This is a genomic window from Ohtaekwangia sp. (assembly GCF_036568665.1).
Taxonomy (GTDB): Bacteria; Bacteroidota; Bacteroidia; order Cytophagales; family Cyclobacteriaceae; genus Ohtaekwangia.
The window spans coordinates 43,057-63,612 of sequence record NZ_DATCSD010000148.1 but is presented as its reverse complement, the minus strand read 5'-3'; the positions used below and the strand labels follow the sequence as shown (position 1 = coordinate 63,612).

Genomic DNA, 20,556 nt, shown 5'->3' with positions numbered 1-20,556 from the left:
CCGGAAGTATAGGCTGGTCGTTGAGGATCACACATCGCTCAATTACATTTTTCAGCTCGCGTATATTTCCTTTCCACGCATGGGCCTGCAATGATTTTAAAAATGCCGGTGACATCGTAGCGATGGATTTATTGGTCTTCTGCGAAAACTGGCGAATGAAATAATTGGTCAGTGTTTCAATATCATCCTGTCGCTCGCGCAGCGCTGGTAATTGTATAGTAAATACCGAGAGCCGGTAGTATAGATCTTTTCGGAACGTGCCGGCTTCCGATTCTTTTTCCAGTAGCCGGTTCGTTGCAGCAATGAAACGTACGGATACACGCCTTACTTTGCTTTCACCTACGCGGTAAAATTCACCGGTCTCCAATACGCGCAGTATCTTGGCCTGAAGGTCGATGTTCATTTCACCGATCTCATCAAGGAATAATGTTCCTTCGTGTGCTTCTTCGAGATAACCTTTCTTCGCTTTGGTGGCACCGGTAAAGGCTCCTTCAGCATGGCCGAACAATTCACTTTCCAATAGATCTTTCGGAAAGGCGCTGCAGTTAACCGCTATAAAAGATTTACTCTTGCGATTGCTTTCATAATGTATAGCCTGCGCAAATACTTCTTTACCGCTTCCGGTCTCGCCCAGCAGGAGCACCGTTGTATCGGTAGGAGCAACCTTGCGTGCCAGATCTATACTTTGTAATAATAGTTTGTTGCGTCCCAGTATATTGGTGAAACCGAAACGTTCCTGTAATTTTGATTCGAGAGTATATACTTTGTATTGCAGCAATGCTTTTTCTGACGCTTTGCTTAGTAACGGAAGTATTTTCTCCTGATGTTCGCCCTTGGTGAGATAATCGAAGGCTCCATGCTTGATCGCCTTTACGCCATCTTCAATGGTGCCGTAGGCTGTGAGTACAATTATTTCGGTGGCCGGGTATTGTTGCTTGATTTTCGCAGTAAATTCAACTCCGTTGCCATCCGGTAATTTTACATCGGATATAACAATGTGAATGGTTTCGCGCGCCAGTATTTTGAGTGCTTCCTGTATTGTGGCTGCCTGGTATACCGGGTAGCCTTCCAGCTCTACTACGCGGGCTAATAGTTTCCGGAGATTCTCTTCATCGTCCAGTATAAGAATGTTAACGTTGCTCACATGCCTGGTATTTGTACGGCACAAAGTAAAGCACTTTCCGGTTTACAATACAAAAAGATTCTGATCGACCCGTTGGGAGAGGTGATCTATAGCACTAAACCGGATGATGCAAACGGAAGCGAACTTGCTTTAGCGGTCGCCAAAAGCTTCGAAGAATGCATCTTCAAAAGAAGCACCGATCGGAATTTCTTTGTCGCGCAGGGTAATGATCTTGTTGCGTACACTGGAGATGAGACTGAACGGAACAATGAACGAACGATGCACGCGAATAAATTCTTTCGGTGAAAGTTTCGATAACATAGTCTTCATCGTCATGCGTGTGAGAATGGTTTTGCCATTGAGTAAATGTATCTTCAGGTAATCGGCTAAACCTTCCACGAAAAATATTTCAGCTACCGGTATCTTCAGTAAACTATATTCTGCACGGATAAAAATATGTTTAAGTTCTTTTTCTTCGCGCTGGTGCAGAAAGTTATAGAAGTCATTCGCTTTGGTAACGGCTGTTTCAAATCGCTCGAACGAATAGGGTTTCAATAAATAATCTACAGCACTCAGGTTGAAGCCATCAATAGCATACTGGCTGTGCGCAGTGGTAAAGATCACCATCGTATCCTGCTCAATGCCTTTATAAAAATCTATACCGGATATGGATGGCATGTGTATATCGAGGAAGAGCAGATCTACAGGATGCTTCTGCAGGTATCGCTTGGCTTCCCCGGTTTGTGTAAAAGTCTTTTCCAGCTTGAGGAACGGAATGCTGCTGCAGTAACTTTCCAGTATCTCCAGTGGCAGAGGTTCATCGTCTATGGCTATAGCGGTTATCACTTCAGGTCGATGGTTAGCTGAACGCGAAAATGTTTTTCATCTTCACTTAAAATTAACGAGTGCCGGTCAGGATACAAAAGTTGTAAGCGTGCTTTTGTATTTTCGATACCATGTCCGCTTTTGGTGTGCGGGTCTTGCGCTACTTTTACTTTGTTATTCTCCACTACCAGCTTCAGCATTTTCTCATCGATCGCTATGGCTATATTAATCGATGACTCTTCATCGGGATTTACTCCGTGTTTAAAAGCATTTTCAATAAAAGGTATCAGTACCAGTGGTGCGATCAGTTGTTGATTGGTGCTGCCCGTTACACTATACGAAAGCTCTACGCGTTTGTCCAGGCGCATGCGCTGTAACTCTACATAATCATTTATATAGCTGATCTCTTTTTCGAGTGTAACAAAGCCGTTGCCTGTTTCGGTAACCACGTAGCGCATCAACCCGGATAGTTTAAGTATACTGCTGGCAGTGCCCGGTGCTTTTTCGCGCACAGCAAAGGCATATATATTGTTGAGTGTGTTGAACAGGAAGTGCGGATTGATTTGCATTTTGAGTGAAATAATCTCGGCATGGTTGCGCGCCATCTCCGTGCGATAGAGTCTGTTTCTCACCCGAAGCAATACGGAGAAAAGTATAACGGCTACATATAGAAATATATGGTGACGAATCTCTTCCATAAAGGTGAATCCTTCGGGCTTGGGCATTACCGGCTGATGCCCCTGTGCCGGTGGTGATGCAAGCGACAGTGGCTTGGAGAATGGATTATGCCCTGTAACAAAAGAGGGGAGCAGCGTGATGATGAAGAAGCCTGCTATAATGCAAAATGCATAGAGTATATATCGCTGCTTGAAATATAGCCTGGGAATAAGCAGAAAGAAGTTAAGATAGAAGATGAGCAGCATGATGCCATTGCCAATGAAATCGCGTTGTGTGGGTCTGGAGAGTATAAAATCTTTTTCTTCCGGAGGATGGGGGAAAAGAAAGATGGGCAACGCCAGGAACACGATGCACCCGATGATGTGCCACGCCAGGTAATTTTTACGGGCCATCATGGTATAGTGGGTTTAACGTGTATGCCTCTTGATAAATCTTCGCAGCACATAAGTGAATTTCTGTTTGGGTCGTAATTTCATCCCAAACATAGCAGTACGAAGATAGTAATCCGAAATTATTGCGATAATCGTGGCAATTGTGTCGGAATTTGTGGTTGATTGTTAGGTGAAGAATCTTTTATTTCTAAAAACTTCTACGCCCGACTGCTAAGCGATAATTCGAAAACGGAAGTGGATTCTCCCTTGCCGCGCAGCATAATCTCTTCAAGGTGTTGAATGGTATATTCAGGATTGTCGTTAAGCCATTGGGCTACATCGGAGGAGAACAGCAATTCTTTTTTTAAGCGGCTGCACAGTTCGAGAATGCGTGCGCAAGTATTCAATACATCGCCACGGTATACCAGCTCGCGTTTCATACCTTGTGTTTCCGAGACAGATACGAGCCCGGTATGTATAGATGCCTTGAACTCGGGAAAGACTCCGAATTTATCAAGGTATAATTTCTGGTTTTGCAGCAACCGACTTTTAAAAGCAAAGAAGAGGCGGATGCACTTCAAATCTTTTTTGCCCTGATCGGTTCTCCATGTGAGCACTACTTCATCGCCAACGTATTGGTATACTTCTGCTTCGTATTCGGCAATGCTGTCGGTAAGGTCGTTGAAGAAGGTTGTGAGAAAGCGACTATATTTTACGTGCCCGAGCTGCTCCGCTATAGAAGTAGATGACTTCAGGTCGATGAACATAAACACGCGATCTTCTTCCTGCGGAATCCTGTATTTACCCATTACAAAGTTGATGAGTGTACCCGGACCAACATGATAGTGCACTACTTTAAATACATTGAGTATAATACTGAAAACCATCAGGTAAATAAAGGCGGCCCAGAAAACACCGGTGGTAAGAAATTGGATGGTTGTAGCGAACGCTTCGCTGAAGGGTTTACCGAGATATAGCATTACCAGTAACAGGTGAACGATGGTTATACCCAGGGTAATGGTTGTTATAGTTATAATAAACCGCATGGCCATATACTGCAGCTTGGACAAGCGCGCCAGTCGTGGAAATATTTTAAACTCCATGAAGGCCATGCAAGCACCTATAATGGTTCCGACAAAGGCAATAACCAGGTTGAGGATTAGCGGTGGCAATGTATTATTCATCGGCATGTTTGATCCGAGTACGATGAGGAATCGGAAGAAGATTACCCCGGCTATATATACAACGGTGAGCAGGATTGCTTCTGATAGTTTGCTGGAAATGCTTTTCATAATTTATGATAAGATTACCGGGAGACTGGAATGTAAAGTTGAGTCAATAACGGGAAGGTTATGTGAGGAGATTAATGTGAGGAATCGCAGGCCTGTAACGCACCCCTGAGCTACCGTTGGCCCGGACTCCTCGAACATTAACTTTATCTATATATACCTATATTATAAGGCTGTTCCTGTTGAGTTTATCTGAAGCCATTCCCAGGCACCACGAGCATGCATGAAATGTGCCAGTGTGGCAGTATTGTTAGGAGCGGCTTCCTTGTCGAGCTTGCTAAACGATGCCTTGGCGAAAATGTCTTCTGCGTCAATGATGGCTATACGTTGTATGCGGTTTTGTGCTATGGTTGCCACCATGCCCGTCATATACTTCAGTACATCGCTCGATAATACTTTTACTTCTGATTGATCGATGAGCATATCGGTGATTGTATGCGTCTTTAAAAACGACTTCATAAAATTCGAGATCTCGGTAAGTTCGGTGATCTTGAGAAATCCTTTTAACCGTATGCCGATGGTGTGATCGTTGTGCAATGCGATCTCGCAGCGTGTATTTTCAAAAACAGGTTTCGTACTCATACTATATTACTGTTTATTCGGTTCTACTTTGATTAATTATAGTTCGTAGCGTTCTCGAGGACTCTTTCTGCATCAGCGTGCAGATGTTCCGTTGTATCGTTCCTTTCGTTCTTACGTGAAGTCCAGCGTGCTTTAATACGGTCTACTACATAATATACCATCGGCACTACGAAGATGGTCAGTATCAAGGATGAGAGCAGACCACCGATCATTACAATGGCAAGGCCGTTCTTCCATTCGGCACCGGCACCTTTTGCCAACGCAATCGGCAACATACCAATCACCATCGCGATCGTAGTCATCAGGATCGGACGCAGACGCGTAGTACCGGCTGCTATCAAGGCATTGTATGTAGTATAGCCTTCTTCTTTTTTATGGTTGGCAAAGTCTACTAATAGAATACCGTTCTTCAATACAAGTCCCAGCAACATAATTATACCAAGCATAGTGAATATACTCATGCTGCTCATAGCCAGGTTCAGCGCTATAAAGGCACCGATCAATGCTACCGGTATAGAGAACAACACCACGAATGGATATACAAAGCTGTCGTATAGTGCAACCATTACCAGGTATACCAACAGTATAGCAGCGAGGAGCGCAAGACCTAATGCACTGAATGAATCAGCCTGACGTTCTATATCTCCCGTCCATTTCATTTCTACGGAAGCAGGAAGTATATCTTTGGTAATCGCTGCGTTGATATTGTTGGCCAGTGTACCGGATGTTATACCCAGCACATTGCTTTTTATAGTAACGGACGTTCTTCTGTTCTTGCGTTCGAGCATAGACGGACCGTTGCTTTGTTTGATATCAGCAAACTGTGTGAGTGGTATAAGGTTACCCGTGTTATTTACAAACGTGATGTTCTCGATATCAGTCGGATTGTTACGATCAAATTCATCGAGTTGTACATTGATGTCGTACTCGTTGGTACCAGCCTGCAATTTAGCATCGGTGTTACCGGTATAGGCGTTTTGTAACGTACCGCCTACTGTAAAGATGTTCAGTCCTAATTGTGCCATCTTCTCACGATCTATATCTACGGTAAGTTCAGGGTTACCATCTTCCACACTTACGCTCACGTCATTGGCACCTGGCATATTGCGAATAAGATTTTCCAGTTTAGAAGCGGATTCCATCAATGCCTTGCGGTCTTCACTGCTTAATGCTATCTGAATAGGTTCATCGGAACTTGTTATACCGATTACTGATGTATTTACTTCTATACCCGGATATTTAGCTTCGATCACTTTGCGCACGCGCAGCATATACTGTTCAGATGTATAGTCGCGCTTCTCTTTATCAACCAGCCCTACCGTGAGGTACGCTTTGTTTTCGCTTCCTACGTTGGCAACAGCAGCTAAACCGGCAGAGCTTGCGCCCCCTACGTTGGCAAATACAGTAGATACTTCCGGTTGAGCGAGCAGGTAGTTTTCGATGTCGCGTGTCGTGAGGTTATTCTCCGTCAGTGGTGTGCTTTTATCATACTCCAGTTCGATGGTAAATTTACCACGGTCACCAGCAGCCACCATTTCCTGTCCGAGTATACCCATGCTCATGATATAGCCTGTTGCTACAAATGCACCGATCACTGCGAGCGTTGTAATAATTTTGTGACGCAGCGTCCACTGCAACTGACGTGAGTATGCATTGGTGAGTGCTGTGATGAACGCTTCAAACCAGATCAATGGTTTATGGAACCAGTTCTTCGGATTGAGGTGTGTTACTTTACCAAAGCGTGATGCAAGCCACGGTGTAAGGGTAAAGCAAACAAATAAACTCATCAGCGTAGATACCACGATGGTAATGGAATACTGACGAAGTATCTCTCCAATAGTTGTATTGATGAGTGCTATAGGAGCGAACACCACAACGTCCACCATGGTAATAGCAATTGCAGAGAAGCCTATCTCAGCGCGTCCTTCAATAGAAGCGGCTACTTTATTTTTACCCATGTGCAGGTGGCGGTGTATATTTTCCAACACCACAATCGAGTCATCTACAAGGATACCGATTACCAGTGACATCGCGAGGAGTGTCATCAGGTTCAGCGAGTAACCAAACAGGTACATGGCTATAAATGTAGACAGTAAAGATGCCGGTATAGCTACGAGTACGATCAACGAATCGCGCATGCTGTGCAGGAAGAGCAACATAACAGCAGCTACCAGCACAACAGCAATGATAAGATCGTGTGTTACGGCATCAGCAGATTCAAGAGTAAAATCAGAAGTATCGTCAGCTACGATGATCTTCAGTTCCTTGCCGGCATACTTTTGTTCGAGTGCAGCAATTTTTGCTTTTACCTGTTTGCTGATCTCTACCGCGTTGGCATCGCTTTGTTTTTTGATCGTTATACCGATACCATCCTGACCGTTGAAGCGGTTCAGTGAAGTTTGTTCTTTTACACCATCTTCTATATCGGCTACATCCTGCACGCGTATAGTGCTGCCGTTGGAGCTTGTAGTAATGCCCAGTAATTTAATTTGTTCAATAGTACTGAATTTACCTGCGAGGCGCACGGTCATCTGCTCCTGTTGATTTTTTACTTTACCGGTAGGGAAATCCAGGTTGGCATTATTGATAGCCTGTGTTACCTGCGACAGAGATATACCATAGTATAAAAGTTTGTCTTTGTTTACACGTACTTGTATCTCACGTTCCTGGCCACCGAGTAATTGTGTTTCGCCTATACCTTCTATTTGTTGTAACTGCGGAAGCACTTCGTCATCTACCAGGTCATAAAACTCTTTGGTACCCATGTTCGATACCGCTGTTAACTGCATGATCGGTCTGTCGCTGGGCGATACTTTGGAGATAGATGGAGACTCGGCATCATCCGGAAGATCGGAAAGTATATTGTTGATCTTGCGTTGTGCTTCCTGTTGTTTATCATCCATATCGGTGCCTACGCTAAACTCTACAGAGATTACGGATACACCTTCGTATGATTGTGAGAGTATACTCTTTACACGATCCATACCGGCAACAACATCTTCAATTTTTTTCGTTACCGACTGCTCTACATCGGTTGGTGCAGCACCGGGATACGGTGTTGAAATTACCAGCGTAGGTATATCGAAGTCGGGCATCAGCTCGTAGTTGAGCTTGCTATAGCTGAACAATCCTCCAAGCATCAGCACTGAAAATATCACAATGATGAGCGAAGGTCTTTTAACGGCAATTTCGGTTAATGACATAGCGCGTTGTTTTTTAATTTTTTACTGGGCAATAGTTACTGGTGATCCGTTTGACAGGTTGATCTGTCCGCTGAATACAACTACTTCGCCTTGCTTCAGTCCTTTTATTACTTCTATCTCCAGTCCGTTGCTACTGCCGGTCTGTATATCGCGCAGTGTAGCCGTGTCGTTCTGTACTACAAACACTTGTGGATTTTTAGCAGAGCCTAGCAATGCTGAGCGAGGTATAACCAGTGTAGAAGTCTGCAGGTCTTTACCGATTACAGCGGTTCCATACATACCGGCTTTAAGTTCAGTGGCTTTAGTATTTTTGATCAGTATTTTTACAGTATAGTTGTGTGAGTCATCAGCACGGTCTGATACATAATCGATCTTGCCGGTAAGATTTTGGCCAGGGTATATTTCTGTCTGGATGCTGGCGTTTTCGCCTTCGTGAAACAGGTATATTTCTTTTTCGGGTACTGATATTTCAAGCTTTAACTGCGAGAGGTCTGTTAAACGACCAACAGCATTGTTCTTGTTTACTACCGAACCAATTTCTACATCTTTCTGTGTAATAGTGCCGGCAAATGGTGCAACGATTTTATTGAGACGTATATTCTTATCGAGTTGCTTCAATTGAGATTCAGCATTTTTATACTGTTGCCAGTAGCTGTCGTATTGCATTTTGCTTACGCCTTCGCTTTCACTTGCTTTTTCGTAACGTTCAAAATTGCGCTTGGCCGTTTCGTACGATGCTTCAGCAGATATATACTGGGCGCGCAGCAGCTCATCGTCTATCTGTACCAGTAATTTTCCTTCAGGTATAACCGAGCCATCTTCAAAATATAACGCAGTTACTTTTCCTTCTACCTGTGGTGTAAGCATTACTTCGCGGAAGGGGCGGAATGTACCGGTATAGGTAAAGACTCTGTTCAGATCTTTGGGTTCTACGGTTTGCGCTTTTACGAGTACTTTTTTGTCGGCATCAGGTCGGTATACTTTCTCCTGCACGGTTTGCTGGTTGCTGAACAACTTTACGGCTGCCAGCGCAGTAACCAGTAAAGCAACGATGGTGAAAATTATTTTCTTAATCATATACAGTAATAATTTTAAGTCGGTGATATAGTGTTGTGAAAAGTATATTTAGTTTTTAGCGAGTTCTCCGTTGGCTCTCTTTACATCGAGCTCGGCAACTTTCAGGTTGATAAGTGCTGTGCTGTAGTTGTTGCGTGCATCGGAGAGATCGTCCTGCGAATCGAGCAGATCGGTAATGGAGATTAGCCCATTGTTATACTCGATGTTGGAATCTTTGAATAATTGTTCGGCAAGGTCGAGACTGCGCTTGCTGTTGGCAAGCAGGTTTTTGTTGCTGATATAGTTATTCATCGCATCCTGTATCTCGCGTTCGGCATCCAGTTTTTTAAGAGCCAGTGTGTTGATATCTTTTTGTATCGTCACAGCCTTTTGTTTTGCCTGGTATTTTCGGGTGAAGCCGTCAAACACAGGTATCTTTAGCGATACAGAGAAATAGGTACTATTGATCCACTGGTTGTTGATGCGATCGAGCGGAGAGAATTTGTTGTAGTAACCAGTATATCCGTGAAAGAGATTAGCAGAAAGGGTAGGATAATAACCTGCTAATGTACTCTTGCGATCCAGTGTAGAGAGTTTTATTTGTTCTTCCTGCAAGCGTATATCAGTGCGCTGACCAATGTCGCCAGCTTTGAGGTCTTCTACAGAAGCATTGAAATCAAAAGGCATTACTTCCACATTCTCACTCAGCGGTACATTCATTAAATACTTCAGCATGTTATAGTATTTTGTCTGGCTGAGTTTTTCGTTCTCATATTGATTGCGCAAGTTCTCCAGATTGATGAGCAATCTTTTATAGGTGCTGCTCGACACAATCTCATTTTTACGGAGCGTTTCGTTGGTCTTTACTGTTTTCTCCAGGCTTGTCATGTTCGACTGAAGCAATGCGAGGTTATCAGAGAGCACCTGAATGTTATAGTAGGTAGAGGTTACATTATATACTATATCTTCTTTAGTCATGCTAAGTTGCAGGCTGGAAGATGTTCGTGCAGCGCGCGCAGCTTTGAGGCCTACCATAACACGTTGGTCGTATAGCTTCTGTGTCAGCTGTACATTGGCAGATGTAGTTTGAGGTACACCGAGCGTTGCCGAAACATATTCACCGGGAGTACCACCAAAGGTAGCAGCGGGTATAAATTGAGAAGGCATATTCAGATAGTACTGATACTGTCCGTTTAGATCAACCGTGGGAAGCAAACCGCTGCGGGCTTCGCTCACTTGGTGTTCCGTAGATTCAATATCCAGTTTACTGTTTTTTACACTGAGGTTATTCTCGAGCGAGATCCTAATGCACTCTTCCAGGGAGAGTTGCTGGGCTATGCTAAGGGTGCTGATCGTGAACAGTGCCAGTACGATCAAACAGAGTCTTCTTGTCATTTTAGTTTAATTATATTGTTTAACATTTTAGTTAATTAATAGGCAAAAAAAATCAGCCTGGTAAATCTTCGTTAAAGATCGAGCGGTAGATTATCTTTTTCCGTTCCAGTAAAAACTTTCTGTAGTCTGCGTCATTCATTCCAAACACGGTCTGGATCACTGGTTTAGCCACCAGCGGATAATTGCAGAGCGACATCAGGTTCACCATGAAGTGCTCAATCGGTATAGGAGGCATCAATCCGGCTTTGATCTCCTCTTCTAATTGACGCGTTACAATTCCTTTTATTTTAGCCTTACGCTCTTCTGGATGAAACATTTTTAATTTTTCCGGGTTTCTGGCCATCTCCGTGATCATGAAATTCTCCAGATACGGATAATCGATGTTCTCTTCGAGGAATGCATCAATGAATTGACTGATCTTGACGCGAAGCGAAGTGTTGGTGGTAAAGATGCCTTCAATTTTCGCAAACATGTTGGTCATCGTTTCCTGCAGCACCTTCTCAAAAAGCAGATCTCTGCTGCGGAAGTAATAGTGTATCAGCGCACGGTTAACACCGGCTTCATCGGCAATTTCCTGTGTAGTAGCATGGATATGGCCCTTTTGAAAAAAGAGGCGCTTCGCGGTCTCCTTAATCAAATCTTCGGTTTGAAGTTGTTCAGTAGCCATTTATCAAAAATATTTAACAATTTTGTTAACGCAAAACAAACAGGTCAGGTTGTGATCTCCAACTAAAACCCTGATAATTTTTTCGAATCTGCTTTTGGGGCTCATACAAACGATAATTACTCGCCAGTCAACCAAGAAGCTTTCAGAATTTTTCATGCTTATTATGGATGGTCTTTGAGGAGAAAGTCTCCCAAAAACTGTTCCCTGTCTGGTATAAATAAAGGTTATCTGCGAACCTGAGAGAAAGCGTAAAGCAACTCCCTGCCTATTTGCCGGGCGCGCTCGCTGTATTTTTCTGACTCCATCGGAGTTCCGTCAAAATCTTTGGGGTCATCAAACGGGAGGGATATACGCGATGAAGCTCCTTCCACGATCGGGCAGTTTGCATCGGCATGCGTGCAGGTCATCACGGCACAAAAATCTTTTGCAGGATTACCCGGTGCATAAAACGTTTTGGAATATACCCGCATCATGCTGGCATCTTCGGCATAACGCACTTCATATACCGGGTTATCGCCTTCGGTTACGGCATCAATCGCGAAGCCTGCTTCCTGCATCGCTCTTACGGCACGCGGGTTAAAGGCAGTTGCTTCTGTGCCGCCGGAGTAACTTGCTATACCGGGCAGTTGAAAATAATCAGCGATAGCCTGGGCCCACAATTGTGAGATGTGACTTCTGCGTGAATTATGGGTACAGATAAAAATGAGCTCAGCTTTTTTCCCCGCGGTAATATTCTTCTCAACAACACGCGCCAGTTTTTTAAGTACCTGTTTTCGCGCTTCTGGTATAAGAGTATATTCCGCTGCTATTTTCTCAATATACTGGGCCAGTGTGGGATATAGTATAATTTTCTTCTCGGATGCAAGTGACATATAGTCGCTATAAATAGGTAAGCATAAATATATAGATTACGATCAGCTACAGTTTCTTCGGTGCAGAACAAGAGAACATGCTGGTAAAGTTTCCCGAATTTCTGTCCTCACTTTAAATAGCAGCGCGATTATGCAATTCTGCGTTTTTAACCTGATTAGTAATTCCGTAGTATCGCTACAACGCAATATAGCGATGGCAGGTGCAGCCTGGTATAAATTTAAAATAAAAAGTCCGCAGTTTTTTCTGCGGACTTTTAACTTCCCGGTATAGGATTATTTTTTTGTTATTTTTTAGGAGAGATCTTGGTGTTATCCGGGAAGAGCTGTGGTTGTTTGAAATCATCTTTACTTACAGCACTCTCCTTGCCAAGATACGTCCAGTTAATAGAAGTAGAATATTTTTTGAACGTAGCATTCAGGTCCTGAACGGTAAGTTTCTCAATGTCACCCATAAGGCTTTCGGCTTTCCTCCAGTCGCCTGCTACTTCGCGGGTGCCAAGCGTCATACTTTGTGTGCCGTTGGTTTCCTGGCCCATAAAGAAATTAGTGATATAACTTTCCTTCATGTCTTTCAACTCTTTTTCCGAGAAGCCCTGGTTCTTTACCTTATTGATCTCGTCCATCATTACCTGCAGCGACTGCTTCGGGTCTGTAGTAGATATATAGAACGTTGCATACGGATTGGTTATAGCAGCCGAAGCGTAGCCTACTCCGGGTGCATACGAGAGGCTGCGTTTGGTACGTAGTTCTATAAAGAAACGGTCGTACAGGATAGCCGTTGCGAGCATCATTGATACACCTTCTTTATCGGTAACCAGCGGAGCGTTCATCAAGCCGCGGATATAGTTTGTTGCTATATCACGATTCTCGATGGTGGCATCAGCTTTCAACTCAATTTTCTTTTCGGGCTGTAATGCTTTACCGGCAGGTAAGCCTTTAAACGCTGCAGATACTTTTTGTTTCAGTTCGGCTTCGGCTATGTTTCCTACTACTACAATAAAACAATTTTGTTTACCAAGAATGGAGCGATAGTGGGCAGCCACCTGCTCTAACGTTAGTTTATCCAGGCTGGTAGCCGTACCGTTGTATAGCTTGCTATAGTTGCGCCCGGCAAAAGCATTTTCCAGGCTTTGGTTACGGAGGCGTGCATCAGGGTTGGCTTCTTCTTCTTTGGCAGCTGATACTGCGCGACCCTTCAGCAGGTCAAACTCTTTTGCATCGAAGGCCGGGTTTACAATGGCATCGGTATATAATTTCCAGGAGGTATCCCAAAATTCTTTTATACACGACATGCTTATCTCGCTATAGTCAAGCGAAGTGCTGGAGCCGATCGTAGTTCCTATTTTTTCAAGTGCTGTAGCGAAGGCCGTTTTATTCAGGCTCCTGGTGCCGCCTTCTGCAGCAACCGAAAGCGCCAGTGCTTCTATACCTTCCTGTTCTTTCGTATAATTGGCGGTGCCGCCTTTAATAAAGAAACGAACGCTGATGATCTCTTTTACCGATGGCTTGAAAATTACCTTGATGCCATCCACGGTAAACTCGCGGGGTTTATCGTCTGGTGGTGCAGCAAAACCTTGCGTTATACACGTCACCATTACCAGTATATAGCAGATATATTTTTTCATAGAACTATTTCTTTAGGGTTTTGAGGCTGGCTTCGAGCGTTGATTTGTTTTGGGGTGTAGATAACACACCGATCACATGCGGCTTGCCTTTGATATAGGTGCGCACATAACGCTTAATATCTTCGCGGGTAACTTTCTTCAGGTTGTTCACATACCCGGTATAGTAATCGATAGTAGCTGATGCCCACCAGAAAGTAACGGTGTGAATGAAGTTGGAAGTTTTCTCACGGCCGTGCGCGTCATCGATCGCCAATAAAGTTTTAGCAGTTTCGAGTTGCTCATCCGTAAAGTACGTATCGCTGTCCCACTGGTTAATGTGCTCCTCAACTTTTTCGATTACTTCCTTGATCTTGTCAGGGTTGGGCACAATAAATCCTGTGATAGGGCCGGTATATTTGCAGGTCTGGTAATTTACACTGGCATTAAAGGCGAGTCCGCTTTCAACCAGTTCCTGCTGAAATTTAGATGACTGTTGTTGCAATATATAGGAGAACACATCAGCAGCATACGTTGCCTGCAGATCGTGGCGAGTATCCGGCCCGTGCCATCCCATTACTATAAATGGATTGCGCGCATTGGCATTCTCGGTTATAAACAGTTTGTTTTCAGTAAGCGGTTTAAATTCCGGTATCGGGTATTTCGCGAATGGATCGAAGTCAGACGGCTGCCAGCTTTCAAACAATGCAGTTGCCTTCTTGAATGCTTCATCGTGATTTACATCACCGGCAATTACCAGTATAGAATTGTTCGGGTAATAATATTTTTTCTGGATGGTCTGCATCTTCTGTGTAGTAGCGGTAAGAATGATCTGGTGATCGCCAATAGCATTCTTACGACTATATAGATCGCCCCACATATTGCGACCAAAATCCTGGAAGAGCCAGAAGGTAGGATTGGATTCACCACGCTGAAACTCCCCGTCCACTACCGGGTTTTCATTCTTCATTTCTTTTTCATCAAACAGCGGATAGCGTATAGCCGAGTTCATGAACGAGAGCCCTTCGTTCAGAAATTTTCTGTTGAGTGTAAAGAAGTAATTCACGCGCTCGTCTGATGTAGTACCGTTGAACGATATACCCAGCTCATTTACACGATTCAGAAAAGCTTCCTGTGAAGGCAGGTCTTTGTTTGCTTTAAAGAACATGTGTTCGTACAAGTGCGATAGCCCGTTATACTCCGGGTCCTCGGTATAGGCTCCGTTCTTTACACAAACCTCGATGGTTATAAGCGGAACCGTGCGGTCTTCAATGACCAGTACTTCCAATCCGTTCTTGAGCTTGGTCAGGTGGAAGTTTGAGGGTAGTTGCTGTGCCATGACAGTCTTTAGCAAGAGCATCAGGCAAATGGCGAGAAACATTCTTTTCATGCGCAAAAGTGCTTTTGGTTTTGTTTTATAGTGAACGCGTGCAATAGCCTTGCCGGTATACAGGTATACACAGCATTTCTTTTCGGTGGAATCAATTTCATACGTAAAATGATCAGAATCAATGAATCTTCCAATGGAAGACTATATTTTCCGTTAAACAATTATATAGGTATACATACAATTATACCGTGGTGTGTACGAAAAATGATCGCATCCGGACGGTTTCCTTAAAACGAAAGAGGCCGTGCTACCCAGCGGATAACACGGCCTCTATGCCTATAGTATACTACTTATTGCTTGGCATACATCACGATGGATGCCTTGGCAATAACAGCCTGGTTGATATAGAAACCTACCAGTGCCGGACCTGTATTTTTATCGAGGTCGATTTTATTTTTCAGTGCATATACCGTGATCAGGTATTCGTGTATAGGACCAGCCGGAGGGCAAGGACCACCATAGCCTTGTTTACCAAAATCAGTTAAGCTCTGTACTGCGCCAGCGGGTGCAATAGCTTTTGTTATATCGCCCGCGTTAGATTTCAATTCGTTTACATTAGCCGGTATATTAAAGATAAGCCAGTGCCAGAAACCGCTGCCGGTAGGCGCATCTTTATCGTAAATCGTTACGGCAAAGTATTGAGTTTCTTTAGGTGCATGCTCCCACGATAATTGTGGAGAAACATTTTCACCGGAACAGCCAAAACCATTGAAGAATTGTTTGTTGGTAGCCTGACCGCCAATCTCATTACTCTTTAAGGTAAATGTCTGGGCAGAAGCAACGGCCACTATGCATAGCGCCAGCGCAGCGAAAAATAGTTTTTTCATAGCGAATAATTTTTAATTGTTGTTTGATGCAAAATTACGTGCCAGCCACCTGCGCGGGCTATCGCTGATAGATCAAAAACTATATCAAACAGCTCAAACATTCTGCTGGTAAGCCTTGGGAGTTTTACCAAACTCCTTCTTGAATGCCTGCACAAAACTCGACAGGTTTTCATAACCCAGTTCGTGATGTATCTCGCTGGCTTTTGCTTTTTCGTGCTTTAGCATAAACGCGGCCTGTTGCATCTTCTTTAAATGAAACCAGCGCGAAGGAGCCATGCCATATACTTCTTCGAACTTTCGTTTAAATGTAGAAACACTCATGTTGCAGAGAAACGATAATTCTTCCAACGAGAGGTTGATAGACGTTTCACTCTCCACTACTTTTCGCAGCGACAAATCGGATGCATTTACCCCCAACAGAAAGTTGAGAAACTGCGGATGCTGATCGCAGAGATATAGCATGATCTCATCAAACTTTATCTGTAAGAGTGATGCTGATAATGTAGAGGGATTGGTATGAATATGCTGCAGCGAACGCACAAAGTTTTTAATGAAGTCGTCTTGCATGAATAAGAAATGCGATAACCGCTCCGATGTATTGCGCGAAGCATGTGTAAAGAGCGAGACATATTTATTTCTGAATGCCCCGAGATTGTTATCGGAGAACATAAATAGAAGGCTGCGGTATTGTCTGGCTTCCGAATATCGCTCCGTCATAATACTGTTACCAGTAGGAATGAGTAACGCTTTTGTCGGAGTAAAGCGAACGGACTGATCGTAGAAGTGTACTTCCTTTTCTCCTTCCTGCAGAAAACTGAACACGTGCTTGTTTGCTACGATGCGGGTCTTTACCGGTTCTTTATTCGTTGTCTGATAATCAAACACAATCAGATCATCGCCAGGCTGATTCTTGGCCGCCAGCAAATCTTCCGGAAGAGAGTACGTAGTCATGCTGCAAAAATACAGATTCTGTTTTTGTGAAGACAGAAATACGGAACAACGAAACTTGTATATGAAATTTCAGAGAACAAACCTTTGCATGCCATGTTATCTCTCCATGAACGTATAAGTTTGCGCCCGTAAAATATCCGGGCTCTGCTTTCGACCTCATAATAAAAGGCAATGTGAGCGTAACATTTACGTTTTCATGCGGTCGTATACGTGGTAAGGTGTGTGAAGGAGACGATATTTTTTTAGCAGGAATTAAACTTTACCGTTAGGGAATAATCTCTTAACAAGATGTGTCTAACGAAAATAAAAATACAATAGGCATGGGGGAGAAATACCTTTTGGCTGTCGTGAATGAATCAGAACCTTATAACGCATGATGATACGAATATCTGTTTTACTCATGGTGCTTCTGGCACCAGCATTACAACCGGCCCAGGCGCAGCAACGACATACGCTGAGCGGCTATATTAAAGATGCCTCGAATGGCGAAGTACTGGTGGGAGCCACGGTCTACATTAAGGAGATTGGCAGGGGAGCTACTACCAACGTGTATGGATTCTATTCCATTACCGTACCACCCTCGGGCTACACGGTGGAGTATAGTTTTATAGGCTATCAGAAAACCGTGAAGCAGCTTACGCTGGATAAAGATGCGCGTATAGATGTAGAGTTGCAATCGGAAAGTGAACAACTGCAGGAAGTAGTAGTAACAGCAGAAGATGAACAGCAAACGGCCAACGTGCAGAGTGTAGAGATGAGCACGGCCAAGCTCGACATTAAAACGATACGCAAGATCCCGGCCTTTCTGGGCGAAGTAGATGTGATTAAAAGTTTGCAACTGTTGCCGGGGGTTACAACGGTAGGGGAAGGCGCATCAGGCTTTAACGTTCGCGGTGGCAGCGTAGGGCAGAACCTGATCCTGCAAGACGAAGCCCCGGTATATAATTCATCGCACATGCTCGGGTTCTTCTCGGCATTCAATCCCGATGCTGTGAAAGATACCAAACTATATAAAGGTGCTATACCCTCGCGCTATGGTGGCAGGCTTGCTTCTATTCTGGATGTGCGCATGAAAGATGGTAACAGCAAAGAATACGAAACCACGGGTGGTATAGGTACCATCTTCAGTCGTTTGTCGTTTGAAGGACCGATCGTAAAAGACAAAGGCTCTTTCATTGTGTCGGCCCGCAGATCGTATATCGATATACTGGCGCGGCCTTTTGTAGATATATTGAAAGATGGTGGTGCGTTAAACTTTTACGACCTCACCGCTAAAGCAAACTATAGCCTTAACGATAGGAACAGAGTATATCTCTCCGGATATTTTGGTCGCGATAATTTCTACTTCGATAAGAACCAGGGTTTTAACTGGGGAAATTCCACAGCAACCATCCGCTGGAATCACCTCTTCAACGAAAAGTTATTCTCTAACATTACCGGAGTATATAGCAGCTATCAATACGAACTACAGTTTGGCGATGACGACAGGAACCGTTTCAAGTGGAACTCATCTATCTCCAACTTCATTCTCAAACCGGAATTTAGTTACTTCATCAGCAGTAATAATGAAGTAAACTTCGGAGCAGAAGCAATCTATTATTTCTTTGAGCCTGCCAATGCCAAAGGTATATCGAACGGACAGCCTACGGACGTGAGCCTCGATCGCAAGTATAACCTGGAAACATCACTGTATGTAAATAACAACCTCAAGATAAACGAAGCACTGTCTGTAGAATATGGTGTGCGCTACTCGAACTTCCGTTACTTTGGTCCGGGCACAGTATATACCTATAACGACACTATACCTGGCAAGCGAAGAAGTGTTGCTTCTGAAACAACCTATAAAAGCGGCAAGACCATTGCCAACTATAGTAACTGGCAGCCACGCTTCTCTGTAAAAGCTTCGCTGTCGGAAACAAGCTCCATCAAGGGAAGCTATAACCGCATGGTGCAATATTTACATCTGATCTCCAACACAACGGCATCCAATCCGCTGGATGTATGGACACCCACTTCCAACAATATAAAGCCTGAGGTAGCCGATCAGTTTACTTTAGGATATTTCCGCTCGCTGGCCATGGGTAATGCCAAGTGGGAAGCATCGGTGGAAGGGTATTACCGAAAGACGCAAAATCAGATAGACTATATTGATGGTGCCGATCTGCTGATCAATAAATATATAGAGGGAGATTTACTCAGCGGCAGAGGACGTGCCTATGGTTTGGAGTTTTATCTGCAGAAGAAGACCGGCCGGTTGAACGGATGGGTAAGCTATACACTGGGTAGAACGGAATTGAAAGTAGATGGTATAAATAATGGTCAGTGGTATCCTACACGTTACGACCAAACACACAATGTAAAAGTAGCTGCGTTCTATGATATTAATAAACGCTGGTCTGTATCAGCCGACTTTATATTCATCTCCGGTACGCCTACCACATTCCCTACATCGCGTTATGTAGTGCAGGGTATATTAATACCGGAGAATGCCAATGGCTCGCGTAACAACGTACGTTTGCCAAACTATAATCGTCTGGATGTGTCGTTCCGCCTGGAAGGCAAAGAGTATAACCGTAAAGGTAAATTGCGCAAGAACCGCGACTACTGGGTGTTCTCGGTATATAATGTATACTCGCGCAAGAACGCGTTCTCTATATACTTCGCGCAATCCAACGATCGCGTGCCGGCTGGTCAGCCCATTAAATCAGAGGCAACACAACTTTCGCTTATCGGTAACTTCGTTCCCGCTATATCTTACAACTTCAAATTCTAATAACAGGTATGAGACTATATAAACAACTAACGGGTATATTATTGGGAGCATCACTGTTTTTCTCCTGTGAAGAAACGATCAATCCTGCGTTAGAAGATGCAGACCCTATGCTGGTAGTAGATGCATGGCTGAATGATAAAGTAGAAGACCAGATCGTAACACTTACGTGGTCGCAGCCTTACCTGCAAAATGAATTGCCACCGGCTGCTACCGGTGCATCTGTAACATTAACGTATGATGGTGGTGCTATAAATTTTACGGAAGATGCTGGCACACCCGGCACCTATCGCTGGGTAGCAACAGAAGCTACTTCGAAAGATGTGTTCGGTACAATTGGTCGTGACTATAAATTAACGGTAAGTATAGGAGAAGAGACCTACGAGGCTGTTTCACGCATCAATCGCACGACACCGATCGATAGTATAACATTCAAGTTTGAAGAGCGCGATCCGCAGTATCCGGATAACTCCTATACCGCGGAGTTCTGGGCGACCGATCCTGTAGGGAAAGGTGATACATACTGGATACGCGCCTATAAAAACAAAGTAGCCTTGTTAAAGCCAAGTGAGATAACCGTAGCGTATGATGCAGGTTTTTCGGCCGGGGGTAATTTTGATGGCGTTACTTTTCTGCCACCGTTGCGCAGTGTAAATCCGGATGAGGAGGATGAGAATGATAACCCTATATCTCCTTACGAACCGGGCGACTCGGTATATGTAGAAATACATTCTGTTACACTGGCGGCCTATAATTTTCTGAACGAAGTGGTAACGCAAACCGACAGGCCTGGTGGTTTTGCCGAACTGTTCTCTACTCCGCTGGCAAACGTATCAACCAATATTGTCAATACAAATCCGAAAGGTACCAAAGCATTAGGCTTCTTTAATGTAGCCGCTGTAAAAGGTATGGGTAAAAAACTTACCGAGTAATTTTAGCGCGTCTCGCAGGGAGAA

Annotated in this window: 17 protein-coding genes; 3 read left to right on the top strand and 14 right to left on the bottom strand. The window is 44.0% G+C overall.

Annotated features, from left to right (window positions below):
* The 10 genes from VIN08_RS08230 to VIN08_RS08185 all read right to left on the bottom strand — a co-directional run.
* On the bottom strand, positions 1 to 1,144 hold a 1,144-nt coding region (locus tag VIN08_RS08230), incomplete at its 3' end, for a sigma-54 dependent transcriptional regulator (RefSeq protein WP_331962989.1).
* Between the two features lie 129 nt (positions 1,145 to 1,273).
* Positions 1,274 to 1,969, bottom strand: coding sequence for a LytTR family DNA-binding domain-containing protein (locus VIN08_RS08225; RefSeq protein ID WP_331962986.1), 696 nt, complete (start codon positions 1,967 to 1,969; stop codon positions 1,274 to 1,276).
* A complete protein-coding gene (locus VIN08_RS08220) occupies positions 1,966 to 3,021 on the bottom strand; it encodes a sensor histidine kinase (protein ID WP_331962983.1) in 1,056 nt (351 codons plus the stop codon). The genes VIN08_RS08225 and VIN08_RS08220 overlap by 4 nt, the downstream gene beginning before the upstream one ends.
* 194 nt (positions 3,022 to 3,215) lie before the next feature.
* The gene (locus VIN08_RS08215; protein ID WP_331962980.1) at positions 3,216 to 4,289 is read right to left on the bottom strand and encodes an adenylate/guanylate cyclase domain-containing protein; all 1,074 of its coding nucleotides are present in this window, start codon (positions 4,287 to 4,289) and stop codon (positions 3,216 to 3,218) included.
* 162 nt (positions 4,290 to 4,451) lie between these two features.
* The gene (locus VIN08_RS08210; protein WP_331962977.1) at positions 4,452 to 4,868 is read right to left on the bottom strand and encodes a hypothetical protein; all 417 of its coding nucleotides are present in this window, start codon (positions 4,866 to 4,868) and stop codon (positions 4,452 to 4,454) included.
* Between the two features lie 32 nt (positions 4,869 to 4,900).
* Positions 4,901 to 8,071 carry an efflux RND transporter permease subunit gene (locus VIN08_RS08205; RefSeq protein WP_331962974.1) on the bottom strand — a complete coding sequence of 1,057 codons (3,171 nt, stop codon included), beginning with the start codon at positions 8,069 to 8,071 and terminating at the stop codon, positions 4,901 to 4,903.
* A 21-nt stretch (positions 8,072 to 8,092) separates the two neighbouring features.
* A complete protein-coding gene (locus VIN08_RS08200; RefSeq protein WP_331962971.1) occupies positions 8,093 to 9,148 on the bottom strand; it encodes an efflux RND transporter periplasmic adaptor subunit in 1,056 nt (351 codons plus the stop codon).
* A 48-nt stretch (positions 9,149 to 9,196) separates the two neighbouring features.
* Positions 9,197 to 10,522: a TolC family protein gene (locus tag VIN08_RS08195; protein ID WP_331962968.1), complete on the bottom strand. Its 1,326-nt coding sequence runs from the start codon at positions 10,520 to 10,522 to the stop codon at positions 9,197 to 9,199.
* A gap of 52 nt (positions 10,523 to 10,574) precedes the next feature.
* Positions 10,575 to 11,189, bottom strand: coding sequence for a TetR/AcrR family transcriptional regulator (locus VIN08_RS08190; RefSeq protein ID WP_331962965.1), 615 nt, complete (start codon positions 11,187 to 11,189; stop codon positions 10,575 to 10,577).
* Positions 11,190 to 11,413: 224 nt separating this feature from the next.
* Entirely contained in the window at positions 11,414 to 12,061 is a 648-nt protein-coding gene (locus VIN08_RS08185; protein ID WP_331962962.1) for a protein-tyrosine-phosphatase, read from the bottom strand.
* A 130-nt stretch (positions 12,062 to 12,191) separates the two neighbouring features.
* On the opposite strand from VIN08_RS08185, the gene VIN08_RS08180 reads away from it, so the two are divergent.
* Positions 12,192 to 12,332, top strand: a complete 141-nt coding sequence (locus tag VIN08_RS08180; RefSeq protein WP_331962959.1) for a hypothetical protein — start codon at positions 12,192 to 12,194, stop codon at positions 12,330 to 12,332.
* Positions 12,333 to 12,345: 13 nt separating this feature from the next.
* On the opposite strand, the gene VIN08_RS08175 is transcribed toward VIN08_RS08180, so the two are convergent.
* The 4 genes from VIN08_RS08175 to VIN08_RS08160 form a co-directional block, all read right to left on the bottom strand.
* Complete coding sequence (locus tag VIN08_RS08175) at positions 12,346 to 13,686, bottom strand: pitrilysin family protein (protein WP_331962956.1); 1,341 nt, start codon at positions 13,684 to 13,686, stop codon at positions 12,346 to 12,348.
* Between the two features lie 4 nt (positions 13,687 to 13,690).
* The gene (locus VIN08_RS08170) at positions 13,691 to 15,052 is read right to left on the bottom strand and encodes a pitrilysin family protein (RefSeq protein ID WP_331962953.1); all 1,362 of its coding nucleotides are present in this window, start codon (positions 15,050 to 15,052) and stop codon (positions 13,691 to 13,693) included.
* 290 nt (positions 15,053 to 15,342) lie between these two features.
* Positions 15,343 to 15,879, bottom strand: a complete 537-nt coding sequence (locus VIN08_RS08165) for a YbhB/YbcL family Raf kinase inhibitor-like protein (protein WP_331962950.1) — start codon at positions 15,877 to 15,879, stop codon at positions 15,343 to 15,345.
* Positions 15,880 to 15,972: 93 nt separating this feature from the next.
* The gene (locus VIN08_RS08160) at positions 15,973 to 16,830 is read right to left on the bottom strand and encodes an AraC family transcriptional regulator (protein WP_331962947.1); all 858 of its coding nucleotides are present in this window, start codon (positions 16,828 to 16,830) and stop codon (positions 15,973 to 15,975) included.
* Between the two features lie 373 nt (positions 16,831 to 17,203).
* Here VIN08_RS08160 and VIN08_RS08155 point away from each other — a divergent pair, with 373 nt between their 5' ends.
* On the top strand, positions 17,204 to 19,603 hold the full coding sequence (locus tag VIN08_RS08155) for a TonB-dependent receptor (protein WP_331962944.1): 2,400 nt from the start codon (positions 17,204 to 17,206) through the stop codon (positions 19,601 to 19,603).
* 8 nt (positions 19,604 to 19,611) lie between these two features.
* Entirely contained in the window at positions 19,612 to 20,532 is a 921-nt protein-coding gene (locus VIN08_RS08150) for a DUF4249 domain-containing protein (protein WP_331962941.1), read from the top strand.
* Positions 20,533 to 20,556 lie beyond the last annotated feature (24 nt).

What these genes read in the sequence shown, in the direction of transcription:
- VIN08_RS08215 (WP_331962980.1), bottom strand. Translation starts at nt 4,289, where the DNA reads ATGAAAAGCATTTCCAGCAAACTATCAGAAGCAATCCTGCTCACCGTT.
- VIN08_RS08165 (WP_331962950.1), bottom strand. Translation starts at nt 15,879, where the DNA reads ATGAAAAAACTATTTTTCGCTGCGCTGGCGCTATGCATAGTGGCCGTT.
- VIN08_RS08195 (WP_331962968.1), bottom strand. Translation starts at nt 10,522, where the DNA reads ATGACAAGAAGACTCTGTTTGATCGTACTGGCACTGTTCACGATCAGC.
- VIN08_RS08185 (WP_331962962.1), bottom strand. Translation starts at nt 12,061, where the DNA reads ATGTCACTTGCATCCGAGAAGAAAATTATACTATATCCCACACTGGCC.
- VIN08_RS08175 (WP_331962956.1), bottom strand. Translation starts at nt 13,686, where the DNA reads ATGAAAAAATATATCTGCTATATACTGGTAATGGTGACGTGTATAACG.
- VIN08_RS08160 (WP_331962947.1), bottom strand. Translation starts at nt 16,830, where the DNA reads ATGACTACGTACTCTCTTCCGGAAGATTTGCTGGCGGCCAAGAATCAG.
- VIN08_RS08205 (WP_331962974.1), bottom strand. Translation starts at nt 8,071, where the DNA reads ATGTCATTAACCGAAATTGCCGTTAAAAGACCTTCGCTCATCATTGTG.
- VIN08_RS08150 (WP_331962941.1), top strand. Translation starts at nt 19,612, where the DNA reads ATGAGACTATATAAACAACTAACGGGTATATTATTGGGAGCATCACTG.
- VIN08_RS08210 (WP_331962977.1), bottom strand. Translation starts at nt 4,868, where the DNA reads ATGAGTACGAAACCTGTTTTTGAAAATACACGCTGCGAGATCGCATTG.
- VIN08_RS08200 (WP_331962971.1), bottom strand. Translation starts at nt 9,148, where the DNA reads ATGATTAAGAAAATAATTTTCACCATCGTTGCTTTACTGGTTACTGCG.
- VIN08_RS08170 (WP_331962953.1), bottom strand. Translation starts at nt 15,052, where the DNA reads ATGAAAAGAATGTTTCTCGCCATTTGCCTGATGCTCTTGCTAAAGACT.
- VIN08_RS08180 (WP_331962959.1), top strand. Translation starts at nt 12,192, where the DNA reads ATGCAATTCTGCGTTTTTAACCTGATTAGTAATTCCGTAGTATCGCTA.
- VIN08_RS08220 (WP_331962983.1), bottom strand. Translation starts at nt 3,021, where the DNA reads ATGATGGCCCGTAAAAATTACCTGGCGTGGCACATCATCGGGTGCATC.
- VIN08_RS08155 (WP_331962944.1), top strand. Translation starts at nt 17,204, where the DNA reads ATGATGATACGAATATCTGTTTTACTCATGGTGCTTCTGGCACCAGCA.
- VIN08_RS08190 (WP_331962965.1), bottom strand. Translation starts at nt 11,189, where the DNA reads ATGGCTACTGAACAACTTCAAACCGAAGATTTGATTAAGGAGACCGCG.